The sequence below is a fragment of the Micromonospora sp. NPDC049004 genome (genome assembly GCF_040649315.1).
Classification (GTDB): Bacteria; Actinomycetota; Actinomycetes; order Mycobacteriales; family Micromonosporaceae; genus Micromonospora.
The window spans coordinates 407357-420314 of record NZ_JBEZFG010000001.1; the positions used below are offsets into that span (position 1 = coordinate 407357).

Annotated in this window: 7 protein-coding genes; 4 read left to right on the plus strand and 3 right to left on the minus strand. The window is 71.9% G+C overall.

From position 1 onward, the window contains the following. The first annotated feature begins 172 nt into the window (after window positions 1-172). A complete protein-coding gene (locus AB0B97_RS01675; protein WP_234583927.1) occupies window positions 173-835 on the plus strand; it encodes a hypothetical protein in 663 nt (220 codons plus the stop codon). Between the two features lie 186 nt (window positions 836-1021). After that, window positions 1022-2530: a phosphoesterase gene (locus AB0B97_RS01680; protein ID WP_357489758.1), complete on the plus strand. Its 1509-nt coding sequence runs from the start codon at window positions 1022-1024 to the stop codon at window positions 2528-2530. Window positions 2531-2650: 120 nt separating this feature from the next. Here AB0B97_RS01680 and AB0B97_RS01685 read toward each other — a convergent pair whose 3' ends face one another. Beyond that, window positions 2651-3238 carry a MarR family winged helix-turn-helix transcriptional regulator gene (locus AB0B97_RS01685; RefSeq protein ID WP_357489760.1) on the minus strand — a complete coding sequence of 196 codons (588 nt, stop codon included), beginning with the start codon at window positions 3236-3238 and terminating at the stop codon, window positions 2651-2653. A 115-nt stretch (window positions 3239-3353) separates the two neighbouring features. Between AB0B97_RS01685 and AB0B97_RS01690 the strand changes: the two genes are divergently transcribed. Beyond that, on the plus strand, window positions 3354-4946 hold the full coding sequence (locus AB0B97_RS01690) for an LLM class flavin-dependent oxidoreductase (protein ID WP_357489762.1): 1593 nt from the start codon (window positions 3354-3356) through the stop codon (window positions 4944-4946). Window positions 4947-4958: 12 nt separating this feature from the next. Here the strand turns inward: AB0B97_RS01690 and AB0B97_RS01695 are convergent, their stop codons facing one another. Together AB0B97_RS01695 and AB0B97_RS01700 are read right to left on the minus strand one after the other, a co-directional pair. Continuing rightward, the gene (locus tag AB0B97_RS01695) at window positions 4959-5825 is read right to left on the minus strand and encodes a DUF2690 domain-containing protein (protein ID WP_357489764.1); all 867 of its coding nucleotides are present in this window, start codon (window positions 5823-5825) and stop codon (window positions 4959-4961) included. Window positions 5826-5839: 14 nt separating this feature from the next. Further along, window positions 5840-6559, minus strand: coding sequence for a helix-turn-helix domain-containing protein (locus AB0B97_RS01700; RefSeq protein ID WP_357489766.1), 720 nt, complete (start codon window positions 6557-6559; stop codon window positions 5840-5842). Window positions 6560-6925: 366 nt separating this feature from the next. On the opposite strand from AB0B97_RS01700, the gene AB0B97_RS01705 reads away from it, so the two are divergent. Then, a complete protein-coding gene (locus AB0B97_RS01705; RefSeq protein WP_357489768.1) occupies window positions 6926-12937 on the plus strand; it encodes an RHS repeat-associated core domain-containing protein in 6012 nt (2003 codons plus the stop codon). The last annotated feature ends 21 nt before the right edge of the window (window positions 12938-12958 follow it).

Genomic DNA, 12958 nt, shown 5'->3' on the forward strand with positions numbered 1-12958 from the left:
GTGATCCGACGTTTTGGCGAGTCGACTTCGTTTTTCGGCTATGGCGCGAGGTGATCCTGCGCCTGCTGTCCTAGTCGCTCCGGCGGCCACAGCGAAATCTTGTTCATGATCTCCGGGCGTCGCGGCGTCCGGTCCACTGCCGGAGATCCGGCCAGCAGGCGGAGGTGAGGCGTTGGACAGTAACGATCCGGACCGCGTCGTTCGGCTGGCGGTGGGCGAAGCGCTGGCGCGGGTGGCCGACGAGGACAGCCTGGGACTGGGCGAGGGAGACGCGCTGGCGAGCCTCGGCGTCGCGCTGCGGACGGTGCTGCGCCGCGCGCTCGACGACCGGGTGCCGCTGGCCACGCCCGAGTTCGTCGACCTGTGCCGCGACCTGCGGCTCAATCGCGACTCCTTCGACCTGTTGGGGCACTACCTGCTCACGGCGCTGCTGGCCCACCAGGTGGGGCCGGACGCCCTGGTCCGCGTCGGGGCGCTCCTGGGCACAGTCCGGCGCTATCTGCCCGCCCCCCGCCCACCCGCGCGACGCAACGGGGGCCCCGAGCCCCGGCGACGCGACGTACGTGCGGACAACAGTGTGGTCGGCCGGTACCGACGGTCCAAGCTGCCCGAGCACCTGCCCAGCCCGCCGAGCTGGACCTGCACCGGATGTGGCCGCGAATGGCCCTGCGCCACCAAGCAGAGCCAACTGCTCGCCGAGTTCGGCGGGGCGCGTGCCGCGCTCGCCGTCTACCTCGGGTCGTGCCTCGTGGCCGCCGCCCAGGATCTGCCGACGCTGCCCCTGCCCCGAGCACGACTCCGCTTCCTGGGCTGGCTGCCACGCGCCCGGATCTGACCCGCGCCCGCTGCTGCGTACGCCCCGCTGTCGGCGCGTGACCCGCTGCCGCACCTGGCCGCGCCCTTCAACGGGCTCGGCCAGGGTGTTCATCGTGCACCCGTCCGCCGTACGGCGGGTGTTCACCAACCTCTTCAAGGCTTCTTGATCGAAAGAGCATTCGCTTGATCGAGGAGAGGCTCTCACGTGAGAGACAAGCAAGCCGAAGAGGTCGAGCGCGCGCAGTTGTCGCGGCGCAAGCTGGTCAAGTACGCGGGTGTCGGCGCGACGCTGGCCGCCGCCAGCCCGCTGGTGGGCGCGGGCGCGGCGTGGGCCGACGAGGAGCGCCGCCCCGGCGACGACACGAACGACCGGGGCAACGCCAAGAACCGGTCCTGGCGCGCGGGTGACCACCACGTGCACTCCGAGTACAGCGGCGAGTTCGACACGACGAAGAGCCCGATCGTCTTCCACAAGGGCGCGGACGCGGTCTACCCGATCGTCACCAACGCGATCATGGCCAAGAACTTCGGCCTGACCTGGGCGATGTGCACCGACCACGGTGGACCGACGCACTCCAAGGTGAACATCGAGCAGGCGTACCCCGACCTGTTGCGCTCGCGCAAGCTGGTCCCCGAGGTGCTCCAGTTCTGGGGCATGGAGTTCGACGCGCCCTCGCTGGACCACCACACGCTGATGATCCCGCGCCACGACGACGAGGCGAAGCAGCTCTTCGAGCTGGAGAGCCGGTTCGCCAAGTACGACGCGTTCCCCACCGACCCGGCCCGCGACACCGAGGCCAAGATGGTGGAGTTCCTCAAGGTCGCCCGGGGCATGCCGCACAAGCCGCTGGTGATCGCCCACCACGCGTCCCGTTCGGCGCCGGGCCTCGGTGTCTACGGTCAGGACACCCCGCGGGAGTTCCGCAACGGCAACAACGCCGCGCCCGACGTCTACATCGGCTTCGAGGGCGCACCCGGTCACCAGGCCGGCCCGCTCAACGGCGGGGCGCGGGGCGGGTACGGCAACCACCCCACCTACGGTGGCTTCGACCAGATGACCGCGCGGGTCGGCGGGCTCTGGGACTCGCTGCTCGGTGAGGGCCGGCGCTGGTGGATCACCGCGACGTCGGACTCGCACGTGCACTGGACGCGCGGCGGCTCGGACTTCTGGCCGGGCGAGTACAGCAAGACCTACGTGCACGCCCGCCAGGACTACGGCGACATCATGGACGGCCTGCGCAACGGCCGGATCTGGGTGACCACGGGTGACCTGATCCGCAGCCTCGACGTGACCGCCAGGTCCCAGGGACAGACGGCGGAGGTCGGCCAGACCATCACGGTCAGCCGCCGCAGCCGTACCGATGTCGAGATCGAGATCACGTTCCGCCCGCTGGACGGTGTGAACGGCAACGGGGACCGTCCCGAGGTCCGTCGGGTCGACCTGATCGTCGGCCAGATCACCGGGCCGAGCGCCAACCTCGACGCCGACACCAACCCCACCACGAAGGTGGTGGCCCGGTTCGGCCCGCGCGACTGGCGTCGCCAGGGTGCGGACTACGTCATCCGGCACACCCTGCGCAACGTCGAGGCCGACACCTACGCGCGGGTGCGCGGCACCAGCACCGACGAGGCCGAGCCGCTCGCCGACGGGCTGGAGAGCCCGTGGGACGACCTGTGGTTCTACTCGAACCCGGTGTTCGTGCACGTGCGCTGACCCGTCGCCCCCCCCCCCCCCCGGCGACGCTGCCGCGACACAATGGGCCCGCCGGCACTCCTCGACGCACGATGGTCGGGGAGTGGCGGCGGGCCCGCGCCGTCGCGGATCACCGCCCGGTCAGGCGTCGCCGCGTGCTCGGGAAGCGCGCGGTCGACCGCGCTCGGGCGGTGCGCCCGGCCGGCTCGGCGTCGGCGCTTCGGGCTCGGGCCGTACCTCGGCGACCGCCTGGCAGAGGTCGCGCAGCGGGTCGATCGCCTGCGTCGAGCAGGCGATGCGTTGCAGCAGTGCGCGCAGGGTCGCCGACTCGGTGGGCGTGAGCGCCCCCAGCAGGTGCGCCTCGACCTGCCGCAGCGCCTCGCGTTGCTGCTCCCACGCCGCCCGCCCGGCGTCGGTGACGTCCACCAGCCGGCTGCGCCGGTCGGCCGGGTCCGCCCGCCGGGCGACGAATCCCGGGCGTTCGAGGTCGTCGATCAGGTACGTCAGCACCGTCCGGTCGATGCCCAGCTCCTCGGCAATCGCGCCCTGGTTGCGGGCCGGCCCGGTGGCCGCGGCGGTGAGCACCTGATAACCGCGCGGGCCGCCGGGGAAATCGGTAAGGGTGTGCTCGGCTGCCCGGATGTAGCCCCGGAACACGATTCCCAGCATCCAGCCCAGATCGTCGTCGAGGGGATCGGGCCGGTCCGGCCGATCGCTGGCACCCGTCATGCCCCGACAATAGCGCAGGATCACAAACCTTGTTGGCAGCAGATGTTCTGTCTGGCATAAGGTTGGGGTCACGACGCATCGTCCGACGCGTCGCGGACGACGGGAGGCTCGCACGATGAGCGACTACGGCCACGACCTGGTCTTCGGATCGTTCACCACGCCCGGCAACGACGATCCGGACCGCACGGTCGGGCTGGCGGTCCTGGCCGAGCAGGTCGGGCTGGATCTGGTCACCTTCCAGGACCATCCGTACCAGCCGCGGTTCCTGGACACCTGGACGCTGCTGAGCTTCGTCGCGGCGCGCACGGACCGCGTACACCTGTCGGCGAACGTCACCAACCTGCCGCTGCGCCCGCCCGCCGTGCTCGCCCGCAGCGTCGCCAGCCTCGACCTGCTCAGCGGGGGTCGGGTCGCGCTGGGTCTCGGCGCGGGGGCGTTCTGGGACGCCATCGAGGCGATGGGCGGCCGGCGGCTGACGCCCGGGCAGGGCGTACGGGCGCTGGAGGAGGGCATCGACGTCATCCGGCAGATGTGGGACGCCTCGGCGCGCGGTGGCGTGCGGGTCGACGGCGAGTTCCACCGGGTGGTCGGGGCCAAGCGCGGCCCGGCCCCGGCCCACGCGGTGCCGATCTGGCTCGGGGCGTACAAGCCGCGCATGCTCGCGCTCACCGGTCGCCGGGCCGACGGCTGGCTGCCGTCACTGGACTACCTTCAGCCCGGTGACCTGGCCAGAGGCAACAAGATCATCGACGACGCCGCGCAGGAGGCGGGCCGCTCGCCCCGCGACGTCCGCCGGCTGCTGAACATCTCCGGCACCTTCTCGTCGGCCGGGGGCGGCCCGCTGCACGGACCCGCCGAACAGTGGGTGCGGGAGCTGGTCGAGTTGGCGCTGGGCGACGGCGTCGGCACGTTCATCCTCGCCAGCGACGACCCCGACGACCTGCGCCGGTTCGCCGGCGAGGTGGCCCCCGCCGTGCGCGAACTGGTCGCGGCCGAACGCGACGGTGGCGCCACGTCGACGCGTACTCCCGCCGAGCCGGTGGTGGCCGCGGAGCCGGCGGCGCTCGTCGCGCGCTCCGCGCGGCCGACCCGCGCGCGGGTGACCGCCGGGGCCTTCGCTGTGGTGCCGACCCCGGACGACGGCCGGCGGCTCAGCGACCGGCAGGTCTGGGACGAGTCCGCCCGTCCCACCGGGCCCGCGCCCGACCCGACGCGCACCTACACGGCACACGAGCAGGCCACCGGCCAGCACCTGGTGCAGGTGCACGACGGCCTGCGCGGCGAGCTGGCCCAGATCCACGACCTGATCGAGCAGGTCGCCGCGGGCGAGATCGACGCCGGCGCGGCGCGCTCGCAGATCAACACGATGACCATGCGGCAGAACCGGTGGACGCTGGGCGCGTACTGCGAGTCCTACTGCCGCATCGTCACCACCCACCACACCATCGAGGACCAGGCCCTCTTTCCGCGGCTGCGGCAGGCCGACCCGCGGCTGCGCCCGGTGGTCGACCGGCTGGAGCAGGAGCACCACGTCATCCACGACGTGCTCGAGGGTGTCGACAAGGCGCTTGTCGCGTACGTCGGGGCGCCGGACGGGCTGGCCGAGCTGCGCGCCGCGGTGAACCTGCTGACCGACGCCCTGCTGTCGCACCTGAGCTACGAGGAGCGGGAACTCGTCGAGCCGCTGGCCCGGCTCGGGGTGAGTTGAGCGGCGGCACCGTCAGTCGGTGACGCCGAAGCACTCCCGTCCTGGTTGGTCGCCGGCGGGGTAGTAGCAGGCGCGCAGGCTCGACGGGTCGGGTGCGGCGATCATCGCCGTGGTGGTGACCTGCTGGTCCGTCGTCGGGGCCGCCGTGACGGTGGTCTGCGGGCGGGCGTCCGGTCCGCTGATCTCAAGGCGGAAGCCGGCGTGCGTGGGCCAGGTGCGGATCCAACCGGCCCGGCAGCTCGGGCTGAGGCGGATCTCCAGCCGGGTGCCGTCCGCCGCGGTGTGGGACGCCACAGTGACAGGGTCCTCGCAGGCGGTGGTGCGGGGGTTGCGGCCCTCGCAGGCTTGCAGCTCGCAGATGGGTGGGCGGGGGCCCGCGACGGTGGCGGCGCGGGACGCGTGGACCACGGCGGCCGGCGTGACCATCGCCGCGCACGCCAGGGCGACCCCGACCGCGCTGGCCACCGGACGTGTGGCGACCAGGTCGGAGGCGGCCAGCAGCGCTCGGCGCGTGCGCCCGGGGCGCCGCCGGGGCGGTGCGTCGGTGCGCGCGACGTCGGATGCGCTCGTCGCACCGGTGGCGGTCTGCGCGCGGCCGCTCCAGGCCGCGTCGGCCACGTCCCAGCACCTCAGAGCCCTGTCGTCGGGCTCACCCGCGGCCTCGCACAGCGCCCGGACCGCCTGGCGGGGCGGGAACTGCTTGCCGTTGAGATAGCGTTCCCACGACGACCTGCTGATCGCGGTCGTCGCCGCCAGCTGGTCCAGACTCAGGCGGCTACGGTCCTTCAGGTCCCGCAGTTCGGTGACCAGGAGGGCGCACGGCGCGGGCAGCGTGCGCGGGAGCGCGCGCCAGCGGGTCGCGTTCGGTGGGTACGCCATCGCCGGTCCCTCGCTCATCGCACATGCCGCAACAACTGCCACGTCTGCTGGCTGACGATCCCGTCGGCGGGCAGATGATCCTGCAGCTGCAACCGCTTCACCTCGGCCTCGGTGTGCTCGCCGAAGTACCCGTCCACCTCGCCGGGGGACAGGTTGTGGCGTCGCAGCAGACACTGCACCTCGGCGGCGTCCGGACCGGTGCTGTTGCGCATCACCAGGTGTGACGTCGTCGTGCTGTTGCCGGCGAACAGCAGGTCACCCTGCTGGGTGTACGTGCACGCGTACCTGCCGACGTCGGTCGCCACCGCGGGGTCGTCCTCGCGCCAGGGATCGACGAGCAACAGGATCGAGGTGACGGCGGAGAGCAGCAGCGCGCCCCCGGCGACGGACAGCGCAGCGACCCGGACCCGCGGCTCGGCCCGATCTGGCTCCGGCCCGTGCGCGTCACCGGACGCCGGGACCTCGGTGGACGGTGGCTCGACCCGTTGACTTGCCGCGAGCAGAGCGAGCAGGGGGACCGGATCGGCTCTGGTGATCTCGGCGAGGGCGACGACCGCCGTCTCGGGCGGCAGCGCCTTGCCGTTGAGGTACCGCTCCCAGGAGGAGGCGCTGAACGCCGTCTTCGTCCCCAGAGCCTTCAGGCTCAGCCCGCTGTGATCCTTGAGCTGTCGTAACCGGACGACCAGAAGATGCGCGTGCTGGTCCAGCGTCCCCGGCAGGGTCCGCCACCTCACGACGCGCTCCGCGGCGCCACCAACCCCCGTGGGGATCGCGAGCGGGTCTTCGTCAAGGGAATCGGACCATTCGCCGTCGGCAATGTGACCGGTTGTCAGATTAGCGCCCCGGCCAACGTGACTCAACGTCGTCGCTCGATATCCCGGGACGTACCCGTGTCGGCCGCGTTCGTGCAGGTCCTCAGGGGAGAGGTCCCGAGACGTCTCCGATCGACCGACATGGCGGGCGGCGTGGTCCCGGTGCCGCGCAAGCTGACGCCCTGATCGCTGTCGTGCGCGCCAGTCGCACGGGGGCTTCGGGCCGCCCGGGCCCGCGGCGCAGCGAGCCGGCGGCCCCGCCTCGGCCGCGTGGACGTAAGGAGACCCATGCGTACCGGACGTTATCTCGCCAGGTGGGTGCTCGGCGCGGTGAGCGTCGTCGCGATCGTCGCCGCAGCCGGTACGACGGTGGTGGCTCCGACGCCGGCCCACGCCGCCTCCGGCTCGCCCCGGGAGCGCTCGGTGCCCGGCAGGACGGTTCCCCGCGTCCGGACGACCCCGGACCCGGAGGCCGACGCGGCCACGCCGTTGCCGGCACCGCACTGGCCGGCCGCCGGCACTGTCGACGTCACGCTCGCCCCGGGACATCCGGTGCGGGCCGGCTCGCTGCCGATCGAAGTGTCCGCGACCGGGACCGGAGTCGCGCCTGCCGAGGTCCGGGTGGAGCTGCTCGACCAGGAGAGCCGGGCGGCGCTGGACAGCGTCGGGACGGCGTTCAGGCTGTCCCGTCGCGCCGGCGGATCGGGCCGGGTCCACCTCGACGTCGACTACTCGCGCTTCCGCTACGGCTACGGGGGGAACCTCGCCGACCGGCTGCGGCTGGTCCGTGTTCCGCAGTGCGTGACCCGCGAGTGCGTCCGGACACCCGTTCCGGTGGCCGCCCGCAACGACCTGGCCGCCGGCCGCCTGTCGGCGGACGTCGACAGCGGCCCCGATCAGGTGTACGCGGTGACCGCCGCCGCGTCGGGGACCGGAACCGGTGACTACCGCGCGACCGACCTGTCCCCGGCCGAGAAGTGGACCGCGGGAACCAACTCCGGCAGTTTCACCGAGTCCTACCCGCTGCGGCTGCCACCCTCGGTCGGAGGCGACGCCCCGGACCTGTCCCTCGACTACGACTCCTCCACCGTGGACGGACGTACGTCCTCGACCAACAACCAGGCGTCCTGGGTCGGGCTCGGGTGGAACCTCGGCATCGGATTCATCGAGCGGCGGTACCGGTCCTGCGTCGAGGACGGAGATGCGTACCACGCCGACCTGTGCTGGGTGTCGCCGTACTCCGGGGACGAGGACGGCGCCGCGTTCGTGCTGTCCCTGGACGGGGTCTCCACCGAGCTGATCAAGACGGCGGACGGCACCTACCGGATGCGCGACGACCGCGGCTGGAAGATCGAGCATCGGTTCAACGGGTCGAACGACGACAACACCGGCGAGTACTGGGTGGTGTCCACACCGGACGGCGAGCAGCACACCTTCGGCAACCGGAAGGACTCGAACTGGACCGTGCCCGTCGTCGGCGACGACGCGGGGGAGCCGTGCCACTCGACCGCGCCGGTGCCCTGCCGCCAGACCTGGCGCTGGAACCTCGACAAGGTGGTCGACGCGAACGAGAACGTGACAGCCGTGTACTGGACGCCCGAGACCAACAACTACCGGCAGGCCAACGGTGGCGCCACCTACCGCTACGACCGGGGCGGCCACCTCGACCGGATCGAGTACGGCATGCTGGCCGGCCAGCACCCCAGCGCGCAGGTCGACTTCACCGCGGTCGGCCGCTGCACCCAGCGGATCGCCAACCCGACCGCCTCCTGCCCGGCCGTCTCGGCGGCCAACGCCACGTCGTACCCGGACGTGCCGACCGACCTGGTCTGCGCCGACGGCGCCGGCTGCGCGAAGTACTCACCGACGTTCTTCAGCACCAGCCGGTTGGACCTGATCTCGGCCCAGGTGTGGAACGCGCAGGCACAGACGTGGCAGGAGACGACACGGTGGCGGCCGACGTTCGCCTTCCCGCCCACCCCGGACGGCACCACGCCGTCGCTGTGGCTCAACAGCATCCAGCAGGCGGGCCTGTGGGGTGGCGAGACGGTGACACTGCCACCTGTCGCGTTCGACGGGATCTTCCTCGGCAACCGTCAGGACTACACGACCACCGCGCAGCAGTTGCAGATGCGACGGCTGTCGGTGGTGCGCAACGGCCTCGGCGGCGAGACCCGGGTCAGCTACGGACACGCGTCCCCGGCCACGACCTGCCCGGCCGGCGGCGAGAACACCGGGTGGGAGGCGGGGGTGCTGTGGGACCAGAACCGCTACGAGTGCTTCCGGGTGCGCTTCAAGCCGGAGGGCGCCACCAACCCCGTCAAGGGCGTGTTCCACAGGTACCTGGTGACCAAGGTCGACCAGGTCGACCTGGTGGGCGGCTCACCGACCATGAGCACCTCCTACGCGTACGGGGTGGACCAGCTCGTGCCGTGGCCGGCGTGGCACCGCGACGACGAGCTGACGGTCGCCGCCAAGGACATGGACTGGACCGACTGGCGTGGCTACCAGACCGTGCGGGTCACCGAGGGCAGCGGCGGAGCGGACCGCCAGAGCATCACCGACACCCGGTACTTCCGAGGCATGAACGGGGACCTGCTCGGCTCCGGCAGTGCCCGCACCGAGGCGGTCAAGGACTACACGGGCCAGCCCTGGCCGGACGACCCGCAGCTGGCGGGCACGGTGCTGCAACAACAGCGCTACCGGCGTAACGCCGACAACTCGTTGACCGAGCTGGAGTCCTCGCGCAGCACCTACTGGGACTCCGGGATCATCGCGGACGGGCCCGGATCCCACGACGTGCACATGGTGCGCCCGGCCTACGAGTACCGGCGCGACCGGCGCGGCGACGGCACCTGGCGCGAGAGGGCCAAGCGGTCCGACGGCTATTCCGTCGGCAACGGCGGCCTGGTTACCCGGGAGGCCGACCTCGGCGAGACGGGTGTCGCCGACAGCGTGTGCACCGAGATCGGCTACGCCCAGAACACCGCGGCCGGGCAGTGGATGCTCGACTTCGTCGAACGGAGGGAGACCCACGCCGGCGACCCGGACGGCCAGAGCCTGCGGTGCCCCGGCCCGGTCGTCGACCGGACCGTGACGCTCTACGACGGCGCCACCGGACCGGGCGACGGAGTGAACGAGCCGACCGACGGCAACCCCACCGAGGTCCGCTCCCACACCGCCGACGGCACGTACAACTGGGTGCGCAACACCTACGACGACTACGGGCGGGAGCTGACCGAGACCAACCCCGACGGTGTCACCCGCACCGGCTACAGACCGGCGACCGGGTTCCCGAGCGACGGGGTCAGCGTCACCGACCCCAAGGGCTTCACCGCCACCAGCTACCCGTCGCCCGCCTTCGACGACACCGAGGACAGGAACGTCGACGTCAACGGCCGCACCACCACATCGGCGTACGACGGCGTCGGGCGGCTGCGCAAGGTGTGGCTGCCCACGGAGCAGCAGACGGGCACCACCACGCCCTCGTACGAGTTCACCTACCGCATCACCGCCACCGGCGCCGAGCAGCCGAGCAGGCCCACAGTCGTGACGGCCCGCCAGTTGCAGACCCTGGCCGGGACGCGGGTCGAGTGGTTGACCACCCACACCTACCTCGACGGTCTGGGGCGTACCCGTGAGGTGCAGGCGCCCGCCCCCAGCGGGTCCGGCCGCACCGTCACCGTCACCGCGTACGACGACCGGGGTCTGACGGCGGGCACGTCCCAGCCGATGTGGAACAGCACCGCCGCGGGGGACAACCCGGACCTGCTGCTCAACCCGGCCACCTCGACGGTCCCGTCGTGGACCGAGCGGCAGTACGACGCGCTGGAACGGGAGGCCCTCTCGACCGTGTACGGACTCGGCGCGGCCACGGCACGCACGACGACTGACAACTTCGGCAACGGCACGATCGTCACGCCACCGGTCGGCGGCCGGACCGGCAGCTGGCAGGACGCGTTCGACCGGGTCGTCCAGACCCAGCAGAACCTGCCGGCCGGCGTGTCGACGCCACAACCCGGGGCACCGACCACCTCGTACACCTACACCCCCCGGGGTGACCTCGCGTCGGTCACCGATCCCGCCGGAGACGTCTCGGCCTACACCTACGACTGGCTCGGTCAGCGTCTCACCGCGAAGGACCCGAACGCCGGACTCACCACCTACACCTACGACGGCGTCGGCCGGGTCGCATCCGCCACCGACGCCCTGCGCAAGAAGGTCAGCTACAGCTACGACGCCCTCGGGCGGCGCAGCGTCACCTGGTCCGGCGACGTGCAGACCGGCACGAGGCTCGCCGAGTGGACCTACGACACGGTTCCCGGTGGGAAGGGACGGCTCGCCGCCACGACCCGCCACGTCGGCACCGACAGGTACCGGACCGAGGTGGCCAGCTACGACGACCGCTACCGGGTCACCGGGAGGCGATGGGTCGTGCCGACGAGCGAGAAGAGCCTCGCCGGCACGTACGAGATCACCTACGGCTACGACCGCGCGGACCACCTGACGGACACCACCTACCCGGCGGGCAACGGTCTGGCCCAGGAGACCGTGCACCAGGGCTACACCGGCACCGGCGTTGCGGACACCCTCGCCAGCGAGCTGGGCACCTACGTCAGCGGCACGGCGTACCACGAGTTCGGCCCGGTGAAGAGCCGTGACTACGGCGGCGCGGGGGAGGTGCGCCGCAGCTACCGCTACGAGGACCGCGGCGAGCGGCGGCTCGTCGGCCTCGGCGCCACCGCCGGCGCCGACACGTCGACGCCCCGCACCGTGCAGTCCGACGAGTACGGGTACGACGCCGTCGGCAACGTGCGGCAGGTGGCCGACGGCACCACCGGGCAGGCCGAGTGCTTCGGCTACGACGGGTTGCAGCGGCTGACCGACGCCTGGACCACCACGGCGGGGACCTGCGCCGGGGGATCCGGATCAGCTGACGGCGGCGGATTGGACCCGTACCGGCTGACCTACGCCTACGACCCCACCGGAAGCATCACGTCTGTCACGTCCGGGAGCGAGTCGCGGACCTACCGCTATCCCCAACCGGGACCGGAGGCGGTCCGACCGCAGGCCGTCAGCGCTGTCGGCGCCGACACCTTCGCCTACGACGCCGACGGCCAGGAGACCTCGCGCACCGTCGACGGGGTCACCACCACCTCGTCGTACGACGAGGGCGGGCGGCTCACCGAACAGACCACCGCCGGGGCCACGACCGGCTACGTCTACGACGCCGACGGGACGCGGCTGATCCGGCGGGCCCCCGGTGCCACGACGCTGTATCTCGACGGCGTGGAACTCGTCCTCACCAGCTCCGTTTCCGCCACCCGGTTCTACCAACTGGGCGACGACCTGGCGGCGATGCGGACCTCCGGCGGCGTCCGCTTCCTGCTCACCGACGAGCAGGGCAGCGTCCAGTTCGCCGTCGACGCCACGACGCCGGGCGCCACACACCGCGTGAGCGGCGACGGTGTCTCCCGGCAGCGGTACCTGCCGTACGGGGCGCACCGTGGTGGCGACACCATCAGCGGCACCGATCGCGGTTACCTGGGCAAGGTCGAGGACGCGTCGACGTCGCTGGTCGCCCTGGACAACCGTCAGCACGACCCGCTCACCGGCCGGCTCACCAGCCCCGACCCGTTGCTGAACACGGACAACCCGGCCAGTCAGAACGCCTACGCGTACGCCGACAACAACCCCACGACCCTGAGTGACCCGAGTGGGCTCTGCATTCCGGGCGACTGCCCGCAACGCATGGCGGGTCTTCTCCGGCTGGCGGCGAGCACAAAGAACAAGAAGCAGCGCAACCGCTACCGCCAACTGGCCTACCGGTCGGAGCGGCGGGAGGCGCGCATCTACCGGCGGGTCTACCAGCGATCGGACCGCATGTCGGTCTGCTGGAACCTCAAGCGCGGCTGCCACTCGCTGCCGCAGCGCGACCGGCAGCCGCCCAGGAAGCACTGGGTCGTCGCGCGGTTCGTGCACGAGCACCGCAGCGCGTTCGAATGGACGCACGCCATCGGAGCCGCCGTGAACGTCGTCGGCTCCGGGGTGGCCGTCGGGTGCGCCGCCTTCTACGGCTGTGGCGGCGTCGGCCCAGCAGCCCAACGCGTCGCCCAGCTGGGCGCGACGGCGCAGGCAGTGTCCGGGGTCGCCATGGCCATCGACACCTGCTCGTACGAGTCCCGCGGCAAGTGCGTGACGGAGTCGATCGAGGCCGGCATCGATGTCACGAGCACTGCTATGCCCGGCCTGTCGGCCCGGGCCGCGTACCGCTTCTACGACCTCCGGACCAGGCCGTGAGGAATTCGAGTACCCAGAGGA